Origin of the sequence: Palleronia rufa (assembly GCF_000743715.1) — a bacterium.
Lineage (GTDB): Bacteria > Pseudomonadota > Alphaproteobacteria > Rhodobacterales > Rhodobacteraceae > Palleronia > Palleronia rufa.
Window position 1 is genome coordinate 17,642 of the sequence record NZ_JQEY01000025.1, and the last position, 16,283, is coordinate 33,924.

Here is a 16,283-nt window from a genome sequence, read left to right on the forward strand (position 1 = left end):
GCTTTCAGCCTCGGTGCCGCAGGCTCAGAGGCCCGGTATGTCCACAAATGCGACTTTGCTGTCTCGTGCTTTGCAGGACGCGCAGCAGCCGTTCCGCTCGACACTTGCCGCGCCTTTGACCTAGCGGCAGCGAAGGCGTAGGTACGGCAGCATGGCGCGATCGCTGACGCCGGAAGTGGTGACCGACCTCGCGCTTCTGGCTATTGAGGCGGCGGCCCGGCCGGAGGCCTGGTGCGCCTTGTGTGACCGCGTGGCGGGCGAGATCGGGGCCAAGGCGTTCATCATTCTCGCCTACGACCTGCACGACCATTCAATGCCGCAGGTCTTCGGCTCGGGTGCGATCCATAGTCCGGATGGGCGCGCGATGACGAAAGCAGCCCGACAAGGAGAGGGCACAGAGGATTTGTCTACCTACGAAGCGCTCGCACGGCAGCCGCCTGGGCTGGTGATCAGCGAGCACGACCTCCGCGGCAGCGGTGAACGTGGCGTGGGCGCCGTCAACCGCTGGCGGGAACGGATGCTCGCGATCACGGGAGGACGGGACCGGTCCGTGATGAAGCTGAACGACGTGGGACCGTTCTTGGACTGCGTCGCCGTGCACGATGCCTTGCCACATGCGGGTCCGCTGCCCCTGACGCCTGTTGCACCCATCGTGCATCCTCTGCTCGCGCGCACAATAGAGACGACTCGTGTCGTGAATGCCTTGGCGGAAAGTCACAAACGCTTGATGACGCTGTTCGACCGCCTCGATTTCGGTGCGGCGTTCTGCACCCCGTCCGGCCGCGTCATCACCGCCAACGACGCCTTTCGCGAGGTTGCAAGGAACGGAGGTGGATTGCACGATACCGCCCACGGCGTGGTGGCTAACGACTCTACCGAGACCTACCGTCTGCGCAGCCTGATCGCCGCCGCGGCGCATCCCACGACGCCCCCCGAGCACTTGACGCTCGCCTTGTCGCGGCGGCGCCGTCGTTTACCGCTTGTGCTGTACGCGGCGCCCGCGCAGGACCGAGACCTCGGCCCGACCACCGCGGTGCTGTTATTAGCCGTCGATCCTGAGGACGGGACGCGCCTGAACGCGCGCGGCCTCGCTGCACTCGGCGTCCTGACGGAGGCCGAGCTAGAGGTCTGCAACCTCCTCGTGCAGGGCTTCGAGACGACGACCATCGCCGAACAGCGCGGAACGCAGCCCGACACCGTGCGGGATCAGATCAAGGCGGCGGCCGCAAAGCTCGCCTGCCGGTCGCGGATCGATATCCTGCGGCTCGCCATGGCGACGGCGACGGCGGTCCGGAACTGATCTGCGACGCCACAAGATCTGCTATCCCCCATACGGGGGATGACGTCGCCGCCTCGCAACCGCGATTCTGCACATTGAACTTGCTTGGTCACATTTCAAAGAAGGGGTTTCAATGATGCGTTCGGGATCTCTCAACCTATTGCGTGTTTGGGTCCTGTCCCTGTCTTTTGCCGCGCCGCTCCCCGCCCATGCCGTGATCGATCCCGGAGAGCCGTTGAAGGGACTTTTTTCTGGCTTCCGAGAAGAGTTCGAGGGGGTTGCCCGAGCGGCGGAAAGCGCCGGCAAGGAGATGATCGCCGAGCTTGCAAAAGCCGTCATTGCCATGATCGACGCAGCCGAGGCATCGGCTGGAGATCTGGTGGGTCAGACCTTCGCCAGCCTCGACAGCTCGCTGCGGGACACGTTCAACGAAGTCGACGAACTCGCTACGCGACTGGAGCGTGGCCAGGAAGTTCTTATTGAGGACGCCACCCGATTGTCTGCGATGATGTTCGACTCTGCCGGAAGTCGGGTTCCGCTCATTGTCCAGGAGAAATTCGAGGTCTATACCTACAAGCCACGCGTGATCGCGCCGATCGGTCCCACGCGGATCGTCGTGGAAGCGATTGGTCCCGGCATAGGAGCCGCCCGGCCCGAGGCCAGGATTAACGAGACCGATCTCGAGATAGAGATCCCCGATCGGAACACAATCCGCATCTTGCTGGAGCGCGACAGGTTCAACTTCACCCGGCAGCCCGATCGAACGGCGACCGTTGTTCTGACCTTCGACGAGCGTCCGAGAACCCGTTTTTTTAGACGAGATCCGAACCGCATCACACGCCAGTTCTCGCTGTGGCTTCTGCCGACGGCAGTGGCCAGGCTGGGCCTAGAACAGGACATCCTTGAAACCGAAAGAGAGTGGGATGTTCGCCGCGTACGGGTAAATGCGAGCGGCAAGGATGTGCTCCGCGGTCCCTACGCCACCCTGCCGGACGACGATATCGCCGCAGGGTGGGATCTCGATGTTGAGACCCTGGGGCAAGCGGTTCGATCAGGGAACGGTGGGAAGCGATTCTTTGGCGGCTTCGACGAGGACAGCGTGGACTGCGTGGGACCGAACATGGAACGCACGAGGGAGCATTCGGTCGAGTTCCAGATCCAGTTGGGAAGCATCAACGGCCGGGGCGCCGGCGGGTCGTGCTGGATCGCTCTCCCAATGGTGCGGAGCTCCGAGAGAGAAAGCACGATCTCGCTCATCGAGCGTCCCTACCTGACCTGGAGCGACGACAGGACTCTTGAAGTGTTCGAGGAAACTATCCGCTGGAGGTTGTTCCTAGATTTCTACGACGGGACCCGGAGGGTACTAACAAATGATGCCGCAGATCCGCCGATGGACATCTCACTTGAGCGCGGGGACCGACAGCTCGTCCTGCGTGCCGTGGCTCCAACGGACTTCTGAGTATCAGGCGGCTGCTTCAGCACGAATGCCGGGCAAATAGGAAAGGACGCACAATGGGAAAAGGGGCGCTCGCCGTCTCGGTGTCGGTAGTTCTCTCGACGGCCGCGGCCGCGCAGGACCTGCCCGGCCATTGGAAGTACGCGTCGGAAATCAACGATAGCCAGTTCGGCTATACGGATGTGCATATCGACGCGAACGGCCGGGTAGCGGCCACTACCCTCTTCTCGAATGGAAGCCGGCTCGACGGCGATCATTTCGTGGCCCGAATCGTTGTGTTCGCAGAGGACGACACGCCGCTCCTTGGCATGCAATACGGCGCCGGGATCAACGCGACGGGAGGCTTCGGGTCCGCCAACGAAACCAGAGTTGGCGAGGAGGCAGTTCTTGACCCCGGGCTCGCAAATCTCGTGGCCAGCGTGGGCGTTGCGCATAGCACGAGGGACGCGGTGGACGACGCGGCGTTCTGGGAGAAGGTCGGGGATATCGCACGCACGCTTTGGCAGGCCTATCAATCTCGCGAACAGAATAGCGCCGCGATGGTGACGGGCATTCCGATAGGTTTCAGAGGCGAGGCCGATGGCGTCTCTCTTGAAATCGGCACGGTTCCCGATGTCGGGAAGATGTCCAAGGCGTCCCGCATCGAGTTACCGCCCGCCACGCAGGGCGCTTCGGGGGCATCCACGAGCAAGGCTTTTTTCGAGGATCGTATCTGTCTCGACCGAAACTGCGCTTCATCCATCCTACGCTGACCGGCCAAGAAGCATACCTTTCCGAATCACTCCTAGCGGATCGGCAGGGCGCGAGTTGCACCCTGCCGAATTGATCAGGCAAAATGATCGGGCACCCATGCGGCGATCTTTTCAGCCTGCGCCTCGGTCACCGTGAACGCAGCGGGGTCCGCGAACAGGGCTTCCAGACGGCCGGCCTTCTCGGCTTTTTTCAGCTTCCCGAAGGTGGTTGCGGTCGGGTGATCCGCTGCGAGTTCGAGAAGGTCGATCCAGAGCGCGTCCAGCCACGGGCCCTTCATCCGCTTGAAGAGATTTTCCGCCGTGGGCGTCCAGACGGCGCGGAGGCTGGTTCCGGCCTCCTTGTCGATCAGCTTGCCCAGCCCTTCGTCGGACACGTCCAGAAGCCGGGTCAGGTGGCGGATCAACTCGGCGTCACGATGCTCGCGGCCCTTCTTGCGGAAGGCCCGGAAGCCTTTGGCGAGGTCGCTGCCCCACGGGTCTTTCGGGCTGGTGCCTTCCTTGGTTAGCCGCTCGTCCAGTGCGAACCCGGTTTCCGTCTCGGGCGCGTTCCGGGGGGCGTCGGCGCGAACCTCGAAGGCACGGCGGTAGCCCATCCCACCCGAAAGCTGCCATGCCAGAAGGTCGAGGATCAGGTCGGCGTGACCCACGGCGGCGTTCTGGCGCGCGCCAAGGGCGGCGGCGTTCAGATCGTCTTGCAGCTTCGCGGAATAGGGCGATTTCGGTGCGTCGTCCTGCTCCATCCGGTAGGGCTTCAGCAGGACACCGGCCTCGACGGCGGCGGCGCGATCCGCGCGGGTGACGAGGCCGCGCATCGGTTGCAACGCGCCGCGATTGTCCACGTAGGCGATGACGCCCGAATGGGCCTTCTGCTCGTCGGTATAGTCGCCGTCCAGCTTCGCAGTCAGCGCCTCGAACTCGGCTTCGCCGTCCTCGTCCAGCGCCTCGGCCTCGTAGGCATCAGTCAACTCGTCGTAACGCGCCGTCTCGTCCTCGGTCAGATCGCCCTCGACCTTGTAGAGCCGATCCAGCTTGTCCATGCGCTCCCAGCCGACATGGATGTCCTCGATGACCTCGACCCATTTCCAGCCCTCGGCCTCGATGGACGTGCCCGCCTTCGCCAACTCGGCCCGGAACAGGTCATTGAGAAGGTCGGGATCGGCCAGGAACACGTCTTCGCTGAACAGGTCGCGGGTGATCCTGCCGCCCGCTTGCTCGTAGCCGGTAAGACCGACGAACGCCGCGCGACGGTCGGTGGCCCGGAGGGATTGCGGCTGCAACTCCTGCTTGATGCGATGCTCCGAGACGGAACGGCCCCGGATGCCTTCGAGGACGTGCAGGGTCAGCGCTTCGTCCTCCGAGACGGTGAACGCGGCGGCGGCACCGATGGAGATTTCCCCGGCGCGCAGGGAGTCGATCACCGGCGCGGGCAGGTTCGCGAGCGCGAGGCGGCGGCGCACATGGGCCTCGGTCTGGCCGAAGGCGCTGGCGATGGTCGGCACGGGCGCACCCGTCGCGGCCATCTTGCCGTAGGCGCGGATTTCGTCGGCGGGGTGAAGGTCCTGGCGCGCAGCGTTCTCGGCGCTGGCCCATGCGCGGGCCGTGGCCTCGTCGGGCGCGATGCGGACATGCGGCGCGACGATCTCGGGGCGCTCGTCCGCAAGGTGCGGATGCGTCTCGGCCAGCAGTTGCAGCGCGCGGAAGCGACGGCCTCCGGCGACGATCCCGACGCGGCCCTCCGCATCGCGAAAGCCTGCGGGGTTCTGGATCAGGCCCAGAAGCCGAATGCTGTCGGCCAGAAGCGCGATCCCATCGGGGTCGGCGTCCTGCCGGGGGTTCAGATCGGACAGGTAGAGGTCGGCCATGGGCACGGCCTCGGTGTCGGGGGTGGCGTTCTCGGTGGCGCGGATCGCGGTTACGTTGGACATTGGGGCTTCCTCTCGATTTTCGTGGTGTGGTCGATTTCGTTCGTGTTATTGGTGCCCCGGCCGCCGACCGCGGCCGGAGCGGGGAAGCCTCAAAGGGCTCCGTGCTGTGTCAGGAAGCGGCGGGCGATCTTAGCGGAGAAGCCGCCCTTCCTGATGAGCGCCCATGCCTCTCGGCGTCGGGCTTGCATCCATTCGATGCTCGTTGTTCTCACCTCCTTTCCGGCTTGAGTGGGGATAGCTGGCTAGGTCTTCTGCTCAGTTCGTCGCTGCTCGACGGTCCCAGCCTCGGCTGCGGACAGCCCTGCTGCCCGCGACCGATCTCAGTAATCCTCGGGGAACATGATCGTCAGGACGCGGCGGGTGACGGCGGTATTCGCGGCGTCTTCGGACCCGTATTCATAGGCAAGATCGAGGAGATCGATCTTCCACCAGACCTTGCGTCCCTCGACGATCACGGCGCCGAAGCAGTGATCGCCGTAGGGGTCGTTCTCCTCGGTGAACGTCTTGTCCTGCGACACCGCGAGGATGGCTTCGGTCTGGAAGTCCCGGCCCATGTCGGCGATGGACCGGGTGACGACGACACGGCCTTCCGGCGCGAGCGGTCCACCGCGCCCGACCATCCGCAGGCGGAAGGCATCGTTCTGCTGGGCGATGGCGGTGATCCGCAGTTGGTCGGTGATCTCTTCGGGGGTCATTTCCATCAAGTTCGGCATCGTGCCCTCCTTTCGCTGTGGTTCCCCATTTCCGGTCTGGTGCCGAAGATCGGGGCGGGGGTCCTGGCGAGGTCCGCGACCGCGGCGCCTCTCCTGAACCCCTGCCTCCCGGCGAGGGCAGGAGGGGGGCCCGGGCAAGGTCGTCCGTAGGGGCGAAGGGGAGGGGGATCGCCCGGCGACGCAGCCCGACCGGAGGGAGGGACCGTCGTCGGGGACACCCCTTCGCCCCGTGAAGCGGACGGCCTTGCGCGGGGGAACCGGCGGTTCCCGATCGTCCCGCAGCGGCGTTCGGCTTGCCCGAACCCCAAGGGACCGGAAAGGACAGGATCGAAGATCCGACCCGCCCCAGCGATCGTCACCCGGACGGGCCGAGAGCCGGCGGCCGGAACGACCATGCGGGCCGCGCCCGGATCCGGCTCGGTCAGAGACGGGGCCGGGCGCTCTTCAGGCCGCAGGGAGGGCAGGGGGCCGGAACTCGGCGAGGGCCGGACCCGGCCCGACTAGAGCGCGGTGCCGCCAGGCGATAGACTGGCGGCAGGGGCCCAGGTGTTCTTACGAATGACTGCTGGTCTCGCCAAGAGGCCAGCAGCTGACCAGCAACCGACTCCCACATCGAATGCGATCGTTGCACTTATTTAATTTATTGCGTTTACGTCATCGGAAGCCTACATGTGTTGAATCACTCAAAGGAGGCTTTCGTCATGTCCGCGTTGCGCCAGGACCGGTTCGACGACCGGTTGCCCGACCAGATCGAGGTGCAAGGCGCCGAACAATTGTTGACCATCCTCGCCGCGCAGGCGAAGGAGAATGGCGAGGTCGAGCTCGAGTTGACCGATGCGAAGGGCCAGCGGACGCCGATCACGCTCGCGCCCGCCCTGTCCGCCTCGCTGCTCGAACTCTTGCGCCTCGTCGCGGATGGTCGGGGATTCACGCTCGTGCCGCTCGAGGCGGAGCTGACGACGAAGCAGGCTGCCGATCATCTCAACGTTTCGCGGCCCTTCCTCATCAAGCTGCTGGAGGAGCGCGAGATCCCGCACCACAAGGTCGGACGTCACCGGCGCGTCCGGGCCGAGGACCTCTTCGCCTACCGGACCAGGCGGGATGCCGAGCGCAGCAAGGCTCTCGATGAACTCGCGCGTCTGGATGCCGATTTCATCTAATGCGGCGCGGGGACCGGTTCACTGCGCTGGTCGACGCCTGCGTGCTCGGCGGCGCGCTGCGGCGGAACCTGATCCTCAGCCTCGCTGAGGCGGGGCTCTTCCGCCTTCGCTGGAGCGATGCGATCCTCGACGAGACGGAACGGACCATCGCGAGGATCACCGAAGGCAAGGCCGACACGGCACGACAGCGCGCAGCGATGGTCGCCGCCTTTCCAGAGGCCATGGTGCTCCATGACCGCACAATCGAAGCGCATCTCGCCCTGCCTGATCCGGGCGATGTGCATGTCCTGGCCGCGGCGATCAACGCGAAGGCGGACGTGATCGTCACCGACAACGTGAAGGACTTCCCAGCCGACCCCCTCGACGCTTGGGAGATCGAGGCCGTGACTGCCGATGCCTTCATCGCCGACTGCCTCGACCTCGATGGCGCGGCCGGGGTCGAAGCGATCCGCAGGATGCGTGAACGCCTACAACATCCGCAACTCGAAGCCGACGGGCTCATCCGCAAGATGGAGGGGCAGGGCCTGGTCCACGCGGCGGCCGCTCTGCATCGCTACAGGACATTCATCTGATGACGCGCGCGACTGGAATATCCGGACTTCCGGATCGACAGATGCTCAGCGCGTCAGCTCATCCACGATAAGGCCGATGACGCTGGCATAGGCGATCGAGTGGTCCGGCTGTTCAGCACGAGCAAGAGATTTCGCTACATCTTCCGGCCGGTGGCCATGTTGAAGGAGCAGCGACAGCAACACGCAGGCGTCCTGAACCTGGAACTCCAGCTGGCTGCCGGATCGGAAGCCGGCCGAGTAGAAGACCTCTCGCGGTCGCGTCGGCTCGGCTGGATCGAAGCCGATGGACAAATGGATCGTGTGCCCCTCGGGACTGACGATCTTGCGCGTCTCCACGAGCCGGCGGGCTGGAAGATCGTGGCGCGGATCGGGATGATCGGGATAGGTCATGGCGGCGGACTCTCGGCTGATGGGCGAATGGAGCGGGCCCGAAGGCCCGCTCTGCCCGTCACTCGGTGACGGGCTCGTCTTTCTTCGGGAAGGCGACCATCTCGACGCCGGGGAACATGTTTTGGCGGACCTGGATCGAAGTGATCTCGCCGCCGTCGTTGCGGTTGATGAAGAGGACCCCGCAGGTATCCCAGTAGTTTTTGCCTTCCTTCTCGCCGGCTTTCACGCGGAGCTTCATGTTCTCGGTGGCCATCTGTCAGTCCTTTCTTGGTTCGTGTTTCGATGAAATTGCCCGGGCCGGGCAGAGGAAGCGGGTGTCAAAGGGTAATTTGCCTCGCGAGGAATGGGCTCTTCGGGGACAGGGGAAATTACCCTTTGAAGGGCAAGGTCCGTCGCTCGCGCTGCCCGCCAAGTTTCATCCCCTGGAAACACGGGCCCGAAAGGTCCAGGACGGCCACCGCGGACAGAGCCTCGTGGAGAGCGGAAGGAATGGCAGACCGGGGTAGTCTCGAGGGTCTGGCTCGGGCGGGAACGATACGAGAGGGCTGTGCGCTCGCTCTCGCGACCAGGCAAGACCGCTGGCGTCGAGATGATCGCCGCTCCGAATAGGGGAAGGCGTTGTCCAGGCAAGGTGGGCGATGTCGCGGCCTCTGGGCCGCTCGACGGCACATGAGCCGTCATACTGGCCGCGCCCGTTTGCAGAACGCGATCCATCGTGCCGTGATGGATGAGTGATCAAGGCCGATGGCGTGTGATCGCAGGTTCTCGCGGAACCTCTGCGCGATCACGTTGATATCGGGACGGCACCTGCCAGATGGCAGATGCTTCTCTGCCAAATCCCGCCAGTGGGCGTCGTAGCGAATGGTTCCGTTCGGGAACGACGGAACCGAGTGCGGTTCTTCACAAGATTTTTTTCTCTCTAGAGAGATATGGTTCATATCTTTCTTACTGGGCGGACACTGGGCGACCGGAGCTTTCGCCAGCCGTTCCCGGAACCATCCCCAGAAGGCCGAGAACCGCACGCGGTTCAGTAGGTTCTTGTACCGGTGATGTGGGTTCTTCCGATGGACCCGCTCGACCAGGCCTAGGCGTTCGAGATGGGCGAGCCATCGGCGAACCGTCCGGTCGGTAACAGCGAGCGCGTCGGCGATCCGCGCGTTCGACAGCGGCCGCGTCTGAAAGGCGCGATCCGCCGAGAAGTCGTAGCGCTGCTGCTCCAGGAAGCGCAGGAGGTCGATCAGGACCGAAACTTGGGGTCGCGAGAAGTTCGCGATGAGAAGGGGGCGGACGTGGTCTTCGATCCACGCCGCGAAGGTTCGGGTAGAGGGGGTGGGCTTGTGCCCTTTTCTGCTCATGGTCTTTTGCCTCGTCAGGACAAGGCGGGTCGCAAACAGGCAAAGAAGAACCGGTCGCACGGATGCGGTTTTCACTTGCTCGGGTTGTCGGGAGAGTGCTAAAACCAGACCTGAAATGGTTTATCGGGCCGTTCGGGACGCCAATCCCTAGGTTCTCAGCTCTCCCCCTCGCTTGGTCGCCGCCTTGCGGGGGGTTTGCTTTTTCGGGGTGTGGTTTCTGCTCCTCGTGATTCTCGTTTTTGTTACTGCACAGGCTTAAGGGTTCTTGACGCCTGCGGCAATTCTGGTGTGGGCAGTTGGTCTGCCCCACAATTCCTAGTATCGAACGACCTCGTAGCCGCGATTGCCCTCATGGTCGCGCCACTCGACGCCGACGCCGCGGAACCGGCCGGCATGCGAGCAAGAGTTGTCGGCGCGAGTATGGAAGCCGAACCAGGCAGCGTCGCCGCTCTGGGCGTCGCCGGGTTCACCGTCCCGCCAGGAAAAGTCGCCCTGAAGGCCGTAGGTGCCAACCCGGACGCGCTGCTTCCAGCGGCGGCAATCGTGGTCTCCGTGCTGGTTCTCGTGATCGTATTCCCACCAGTCGACGTCGAAGACGCGGATCGAGCGCACGAAGTCGAAGACCGGATCGCTGATGTCGATGTCGGCACCCTCGCCAACGACGTTGTGGAGGATCGCGTCCTTGGCCGGGGCGGGAAGGCGGATCGGCTCATCCGTTCGCGGCGCCGGTGCCCGCGAAACGGCACTCTGAGCGTAGGCGGCGTCGTAGAGGCGGACCAGCGGCGATGCCGGCCGTGCGTCGAACGCCGCGCTCATGGGGCAGCGCCAGATTTGAAGCGGCGGCTCCACTGGCCACGGCGTGATCCGGCGGATGAACTCGGCGCGTGCCGGGATACATGCGCCCGCCGACGGCCAGCCGCCTGCGAGGCATAACAAGATGGCACAGTCGATCTGATAGGCGGCGGCCGGCGCGGCCCCGAACGGCAGGACACTGCAAGCGGCGATGGCGGCGGAGGCTAGGAGGGACTTCATGGCGGGTCTCTCGCGCTATGGAATACGTATTACGCGCATGACGTGTTTATTGCATCCTTATTGATTTGGGAACATCGCTGTGTAGGCGGACAGGACCTCGCTGACCTCGGTACGCGCCGTGTCGCTCGCTGCCTGAAGGCAGCGGATATAGGTCTGGGCGTCGTCGAAATATCGGTCGAACTCCGCGCGGAGCTCGGGCCCGTAGTCTCGGATCAGCTCGTCTGACGCGGTGAGCTGCGGGATGAGCGGCGGCACGCAGTCCATCGCAGTCGTGCCCGTCTGCGCACTGGCGAGAGCAGGAACAAGCAGAACCAAGGGGACGAACCGGATCATTCCGGTGACCGTGCCGCGCTCTGAAGCATCCGGTAGAGGGTCGCCTTGCTGATCTGCAGCGCCCGCGCGATCTCTTCTTTCGAGATCTTCGCATCGACCATCTTCTGCGCGCGCGCTTGGAGCTTTGGATTGATCTTGGATGGACGTCCGCCTTTCCGGCCGGCGGCCCTGGCGGATTCAAGACCGGCAAGAGTCCGCTCACGGATCCGCGCTCGCTCGAACTCCGACAAGGCGGCGAAGAGCTGCAACGTCAGCTTGCCGGCGGCGCTGCGTGTGTCGATGCTCTCCCGCAAAGAGCGAAAACCGACCTTGCGCGCGGCCAATTCCTCGATCTGTGTCAAAAGGTGGACCACGGTCCGGCCGAACCGGTCGAGGCTGACGACGACGATCGTGTCGCCCTCCTGAGCATCCGTTAAGATCGCGTTAAGACCAGGGCGATTTGTGGTAGAGCCACTCGCTGTATCAGTGTAAATTCGGTCGCATCTCTCGCGTGTGAGGATGTCCACCTGGCTTTTCAGATTTTGTTCCGCCGTCGAAACCCGGGCGTATCCCAAGATGGCCACCGTCTCAAAACCTCCTCGTTGTGCGAAACGTATCATAACCCCGGCCTACAAGAGGTTTTGAACGAAATTTCTCACATCTCTCCAAACCATCGTTTTTGAGACTCCACGCTAGCGGCGGAAAGACGCCGACGCAAGCAAGACGTATGTTACGTGGCAAAAAACTGCCTATTGCGGTATAACGGTCTTACTGCTTACAACTAGCACGAGACGCAACACCGCCTATTCCGCGACTTTCAGAAGTTGGATACCTCGATGACGTCGGACAGATGTCGGAGAGGGACACAACAGTGAGAGAGACAAGACATCCCGTGATCCTCGCGACGCACATTCAGCCGGCGATCGAGGACGGGGCGTGGATCGAAGTCGAATGCGTGGAGGCGGCGGAGCCGAGTGGAAACACGCATAGAGGCGGATGGAAGATCTACGTTTGTGCCCTCGATCCCGATGGTGGTGTGCAAAGAGCCGTTCATGTGACCGGTCGCAATCTCGAAGCGCGCATCTTCAAGACCGTCAAAGGGCTCACCAGCTTCGCGCTCGAACTGGGCCTGCACGTGATCTCCTTCCCCGTCCTGGCGGGCAAATGGGGGATCTGGCGCTTTGGCACGTCCAAGATACCAGAGGATCATACCGTCTAGCGGGCTTGTTGCGGCACTGATCCTTCACGCTGGCCCGGTCCGGCCGGACTCGGTCATCGATCTCGACGCACCGGACTCCGCGCGGATCGCCGGGGCTGTCATGGACCTCGACGTACCGCCGCCGGTGCAACAGGAGCCGTCGGCGAAGGTCGTTGTCTCGACGTCTGGACCGGCCGTCCTGCGGATGCCCCGTGGCCATCGCCAGATCGAAGCGATGATCGCCGACGTCTCGAGCGGATATATGGGCCATCACGGCCTGCGTCGCGCGGGGCTGTCGGCCTCCGAATGGATGATGTTCTTCCGGGCCAACATCGCGGTCGAGAGCGCCTTCGATCCGCGCGCGCGTTCCCATGTCGGCGCGATCGGTCTGGGACAGCTCATGCCCGAGACGGCCGCGGTGCTCGGCGTCGATCCGTATGATCCCCAGCAGAACCTCCACGGCTCGGCCCGTTACCTACTGGCGCAACTCGCGCGTTTCGGATCGCCGGAGCTCGCGCTGGCGGCCTACAACGCCGGCCCCGAGGCCGTTGCGAGATATTCCGGCGTGCCGCCCTACCGCGAGACCCAAGGTCATGTCCGCAAGGTCATGGCGATCTTCCGCAAGTCCCTGAATGGAGAAAACTCATGAAGAACCTTCCCGTGGTCATCCGGTTGGCGGCGCTTCTGGCGATCGCCGCACAGCCGGCGCTCGCGCAGGACCTCGATCCGGTCTCCGACATGATCGACACCGTGATCGACGCGGTGACCGGCCCGATCGGTCGGGGCATCGCCGTCCTCGCGCTGGTCGGCGCGGGCGTCATGATGTTCTTCGGCCGCCTGAACTGGCCGATCTTCCTCGCGATCTTCGTGGGCGTCGTGCTGGTCTTCTCTGCGGAGACGATCGTGGACGGCTTTGGTGCGGCTGCGGACTGAGGAGAAACGGCCAGCCCGGAGGGGCTGGTCTCCGATATCATGCGCGAAACACCGCTCTTCCTGGGCCTGACGAAGCCGCCAAAGATCTTCGGACTGCCGATCGGGTACTTCCTGTCGCTCGTCTTCGCGAGCGTCATTCCGTTCGTGCTGCTCGACGACATGCGGTGGCTCTTGGTCCTCGTGGTGGGCTATCCGCCGCTCTGGATCGTGGCCGACCGTAATCCGCACCTCTTTCAGATCCTCAACGTCACGATCTCCAAGACCCCCCGAACGGCGAACCACGACGAGAACGGGGGTGATCGCTATGTCAGCTAAGGGCCTGCGCGGCTTTGCCGAGCGTCCGGCGGTCTCCGACATGCTCGGCACGGCGATCCTGCGGTCGGAACGGTTCGGGCGGCACCTGCCATTCGTGTCGGCCGTGCGGGACGACGTGATCCTGACGAAGCAGGGCGATCTGATAGCCTCCGCCGTCATCGGCGGTATCGACAGCATGACCTCGGACGACGCGGCGATCGATGAGATCGGAGAGGGGTTCGCGCGTGTCGTCGGACAGCTCGGCGAGCGCTTCGCGTTCTACGTCAACAAGGTCAGCCGCCCGGACCCGGCCGACCTTCCTTCGATCGACGGCGCGGGCTTCGCGACGTCGGTCGATGCGGCCTGGCGCGCGACGCTGGCGGGGCGCGCGCTCAAGGCACGCGTCCTTATGGTCACGCTGGTCATCCGACAGAGCGCTGCCGACCGGTTCACCTTCCTGCCCGGGCGCGGCAAGAATAACTTCCGCAGGGATATCGCGGCACGCACGGCGGCGCTCGATGAGGCTTTGAACCTCGTACGGGGCATCTACGCGCCCCACGGGTTCCGGCGCCTTGCCGTCTCAGACGGGGAGTGGCTATCGCTTCTTGGGTCCGTCCTGGGGCACGGCTACCGCAAGGTGATCGCCGAGCCCGGCCAGCTTCTCGCCGAGACCATGACGAACTTCGAGGTGACGTTCCGGAGCGGAACGCTGGTGCTCGAGAACGGGATGGAGACGCGTTACGGCGCGATCTTCGGGATGAAGAGCTACCCCGCGCGAACCTGGCCCACGATGCTGGACGGGTTGCAGCTCCCCTATGATGTGACCGTCACGAACTCCTTCATTCCCCGGCGCGGGAACGAGGCGACAGAGAGGATCACGCGGATCTACCGGCAGCGTGGCGTCTCAGAGGACGCGGCGATCAGCCTGACCGAACAGCTCGTGCAGGCCGCCGACGACGTGGCGTCCGGGCGCACGAGCTTCGGGGATCATCATTGCTCGGTGCAGGTCTTCAGCGACAGCCCCGAGGAGCTGGAAGATGCGGCGTCGGAGGTCTGGCGCGCGGCACAGGAGGCCGGTGCGGTGATGGTTCGCGAACGCTGGGCGGCCAAGGCACTCTATTTCGCGCAGGTTCCGGGCAACTGGCCCTACCGCATTCGCGACGGGCTCGTCTCGGCCCACAACTTCGCGGAGCTGGCCGCGCTGCACAACACTAGCCGCGGCCGGGCGCCCGACGAGAGCCCCTGGGGCGTCAACATCACCGCGTTCCCGACCGTTTCTTCCACGCTCCACCGGTTCAATTTTCATGAACGGGGCCGCGCGGGCGAGGAGCCGAGCGTGGGCCACACGCTCGTTCTAGGTCGGACGGGTTCGGGCAAGACGATCTCGACGGCGTTCCTCATGGCGCAGGCGAGGCGGGCCGATGCCCGGCTGATCGTCTTCGACAAGGACCAGGGCCTCGAGATGGCGGTGCGGGCGCTCGGCGGCTCCTACAGCGAAATCAGGATTGGCGAGCCGACGGGGTTCAATCCGTTCGCGACCGAGACCGATGCGCGCGGGGCCGCATGGCTGACGGACTGGCTGACGGACATTCTCGGCCGCACGACGCCGCTCGACACGGTGCAGAGCGTGGCCCTGAACGAGGCCGTGCGCCAGATCACCCGCGCGGAGACGGAGCTTCGGACCTTCGAGGGTCTGGAAAGCCTCGTCGCCTCGACCGACGACGACGGCGATCTGGTGACGCGGGTGCGGGAATGGACCGCCCAGGGCCGTTTCGGATGGCTCTTCGCACGGCCTGCACGGAAGTCGATCTCCATCGGCGAGGATGTCGTCGGCCTCGATATGACCGAGCTTCTGGATCAGAACGCCGAACGCAGCGCGCTCCTGGCCTATCTCTTCCGGCGGATCGAACGTGTGGTCGAGGACAGGCGTCCGACGATCATCGTCATCGACGAAGCCTGGAAGATGCTCGCCGACGACATCTTTGTGAAACGCCTTCACGACTGGCTCGTCACTATGCGGAAGCGGAATTGCGTCGTGATGATGCTGACGCAAACGCCGGGGCATCTCGTCGAAAGCTCGGTCGGCACGATCATCACCGAGAGCGTCGCGACCCAGCTCTTGTTCCCGAACCCGCGCGCGAACCCCGAGGACTACAAGATCCTACGTCTGAACGAACGCGAGGCGGAGTTTCTGTCGGGGCCAACCGGAGGACAGCGCCTGGCGCTGCTCAGGTCGGGGCCGGATAGCGTCTACGTCAACACCGACCTCTCGGGCCTCGGCGGCCTGGTGACGGTTCTCGGCGGCGGGAAGACCGGCGACGAGCGCGCGCCACTTGAATGGCGGCAAACCCCTGACTTCTGGAAGGAGATGACATGACAACACGGCTTTGCGTGGCCCTGATGGCGCTCGCCGCGCTCGCAAGCTGTGCGGGCGTCTCCACGGGCGTCCGCTCCCCGTGCTTCGAGCGCGGTGCGGCCGTGACCCGATCAGTGTCCTTCCTGTCCGATCCCGTGGCATCGGCACCGGCCGAGGATGTGGCCCATGATTGCGATTTCCGGTCGTTCTGATCGCATGATCCGGGCGGCCGTCGCGGCCGTGGTGACCGCCTCCACGGCGGCCGCGCAAGGCGTGCCGGTCATCGACGGCTCGGCCCTGGCCAATGCCATCTCGCGGGTCGAAGAGCACGCGCGGGACTTCGGACTTCAGACCGAGAAGCTGACGGCGCGATCGCGCCAGGCAGAGCTTCATGAAGACCAGCGGCAAGCCTATGCGCGCTTTCTCGAAGAGACGACCGGCGCGGCCGACCTGAGCGGGTTCGAGGACGGCGCGGGCGATTTCGCGAGCGCGGCCGAGACCTATCCTGCCTGTGGTGCCGCAACAAGGAATACTCGCTCTGCGACGAGACCAACCG

The 16,283-nt window shown here is 64.5% G+C and carries 19 protein-coding genes and 1 pseudogene; 12 read left to right on the plus strand and 8 right to left on the minus strand.

The genetic code is table 11. From position 1 onward, the window contains the following. Nucleotides 1-151 precede the first annotated feature (151 nt). From KW83_RS18170 to KW83_RS18180, 3 genes are all read left to right on the plus strand, one after another. Complete coding sequence (locus KW83_RS18170) at nucleotides 152-1,300, plus strand: helix-turn-helix transcriptional regulator (protein ID WP_036181898.1); 1,149 nt, start codon at nucleotides 152-154, stop codon at nucleotides 1,298-1,300. Between the two features lie 112 nt (nucleotides 1,301-1,412). Continuing rightward, on the plus strand, nucleotides 1,413-2,738 hold the full coding sequence (locus KW83_RS18175; protein WP_036181899.1) for a hypothetical protein: 1,326 nt from the start codon (nucleotides 1,413-1,415) through the stop codon (nucleotides 2,736-2,738). 53 nt (nucleotides 2,739-2,791) lie between these two features. Beyond that, complete coding sequence (locus tag KW83_RS18180) at nucleotides 2,792-3,487, plus strand: hypothetical protein (RefSeq protein WP_036181901.1); 696 nt, start codon at nucleotides 2,792-2,794, stop codon at nucleotides 3,485-3,487. A 74-nt stretch (nucleotides 3,488-3,561) separates the two neighbouring features. Here the strand turns inward: KW83_RS18180 and KW83_RS18185 are convergent, their stop codons facing one another. Continuing rightward, a complete protein-coding gene (locus KW83_RS18185) occupies nucleotides 3,562-5,412 on the minus strand; it encodes a ParB/RepB/Spo0J family partition protein (RefSeq protein WP_036181903.1) in 1,851 nt (616 codons plus the stop codon). Between the two features lie 320 nt (nucleotides 5,413-5,732). After that, entirely contained in the window at nucleotides 5,733-6,125 is a 393-nt protein-coding gene (locus KW83_RS18190; RefSeq protein WP_051928651.1) for a DUF3768 domain-containing protein, read from the minus strand. Between the two features lie 701 nt (nucleotides 6,126-6,826). On the opposite strand from KW83_RS18190, the gene KW83_RS18195 reads away from it, so the two are divergent. After that, complete coding sequence (locus KW83_RS18195) at nucleotides 6,827-7,285, plus strand: helix-turn-helix domain-containing protein (protein ID WP_036181905.1); 459 nt, start codon at nucleotides 6,827-6,829, stop codon at nucleotides 7,283-7,285. Beyond that, the gene (locus KW83_RS18200) at nucleotides 7,285-7,857 is read left to right on the plus strand and encodes a PIN domain-containing protein (protein WP_036181907.1); all 573 of its coding nucleotides are present in this window, start codon (nucleotides 7,285-7,287) and stop codon (nucleotides 7,855-7,857) included. Before KW83_RS18195 ends, KW83_RS18200 begins: the two co-directional genes overlap by 1 nt. Before the next feature lie 45 nt (nucleotides 7,858-7,902). On the opposite strand, the gene KW83_RS18205 is transcribed toward KW83_RS18200, so the two are convergent. The 6 genes from KW83_RS18205 to KW83_RS18230 form a co-directional block, all read right to left on the minus strand. Continuing rightward, entirely contained in the window at nucleotides 7,903-8,247 is a 345-nt protein-coding gene (locus KW83_RS18205) for a TSCPD domain-containing protein (RefSeq protein ID WP_051928652.1), read from the minus strand. Between the two features lie 58 nt (nucleotides 8,248-8,305). Continuing rightward, entirely contained in the window at nucleotides 8,306-8,500 is a 195-nt protein-coding gene (locus KW83_RS18210) for a hypothetical protein (protein WP_036181909.1), read from the minus strand. A gap of 424 nt (nucleotides 8,501-8,924) precedes the next feature. Further along, nucleotides 8,925-9,602: a helix-turn-helix domain-containing protein gene (locus KW83_RS18215; RefSeq protein ID WP_036181911.1), complete on the minus strand. Its 678-nt coding sequence runs from the start codon at nucleotides 9,600-9,602 to the stop codon at nucleotides 8,925-8,927. A 315-nt stretch (nucleotides 9,603-9,917) separates the two neighbouring features. Next, on the minus strand, nucleotides 9,918-10,418 hold the full coding sequence (locus KW83_RS18220; protein ID WP_235191467.1) for a hypothetical protein: 501 nt from the start codon (nucleotides 10,416-10,418) through the stop codon (nucleotides 9,918-9,920). Nucleotides 10,419-10,691: 273 nt separating this feature from the next. Further along, a complete protein-coding gene (locus tag KW83_RS18225; protein ID WP_036181915.1) occupies nucleotides 10,692-10,967 on the minus strand; it encodes a hypothetical protein in 276 nt (91 codons plus the stop codon). Then, the gene (locus tag KW83_RS18230) at nucleotides 10,964-11,530 is read right to left on the minus strand and encodes a recombinase family protein (protein WP_036181917.1); all 567 of its coding nucleotides are present in this window, start codon (nucleotides 11,528-11,530) and stop codon (nucleotides 10,964-10,966) included. The genes KW83_RS18225 and KW83_RS18230 overlap by 4 nt, the downstream gene beginning before the upstream one ends. A 308-nt stretch (nucleotides 11,531-11,838) precedes the next feature. Between KW83_RS18230 and KW83_RS18235 the strand changes: the two genes are divergently transcribed. The 7 genes and pseudogenes from KW83_RS18235 to KW83_RS18265 form a co-directional block, all read left to right on the plus strand. Then, complete coding sequence (locus tag KW83_RS18235; RefSeq protein WP_036181919.1) at nucleotides 11,839-12,165, plus strand: hypothetical protein; 327 nt, start codon at nucleotides 11,839-11,841, stop codon at nucleotides 12,163-12,165. Between the two features lie 100 nt (nucleotides 12,166-12,265). Then, complete coding sequence (locus tag KW83_RS18240; RefSeq protein WP_051928654.1) at nucleotides 12,266-12,793, plus strand: lytic transglycosylase domain-containing protein; 528 nt, start codon at nucleotides 12,266-12,268, stop codon at nucleotides 12,791-12,793. Next, on the plus strand, nucleotides 12,790-13,077 hold the full coding sequence (locus KW83_RS18245; RefSeq protein ID WP_036181920.1) for a TrbC/VirB2 family protein: 288 nt from the start codon (nucleotides 12,790-12,792) through the stop codon (nucleotides 13,075-13,077). The genes KW83_RS18240 and KW83_RS18245 overlap by 4 nt, the downstream gene beginning before the upstream one ends. Nucleotides 13,078-13,116: 39 nt before the next feature. Then, nucleotides 13,117-13,392: a type IV secretion system protein VirB3 gene (locus KW83_RS18250; protein ID WP_036181923.1), complete on the plus strand. Its 276-nt coding sequence runs from the start codon at nucleotides 13,117-13,119 to the stop codon at nucleotides 13,390-13,392. After that, nucleotides 13,382-15,748: a VirB4 family type IV secretion system protein gene (locus tag KW83_RS18255; protein ID WP_036181925.1), complete on the plus strand. Its 2,367-nt coding sequence runs from the start codon at nucleotides 13,382-13,384 to the stop codon at nucleotides 15,746-15,748. The genes KW83_RS18250 and KW83_RS18255 overlap by 11 nt, the downstream gene beginning before the upstream one ends. Further along, nucleotides 15,745-15,939 (plus strand): hypothetical protein, encoded by a 195-nt coding sequence (locus KW83_RS18260; protein WP_036181927.1) that lies wholly within the window; start codon nucleotides 15,745-15,747, stop codon nucleotides 15,937-15,939. The genes KW83_RS18255 and KW83_RS18260 overlap by 4 nt, the downstream gene beginning before the upstream one ends. Beyond that, nucleotides 15,914-16,283 (plus strand): annotated as a pseudogene (locus KW83_RS18265) (hypothetical protein); the annotation flags it as partial. The gene KW83_RS18260 and the pseudogene KW83_RS18265, both read left to right, overlap by 26 nt.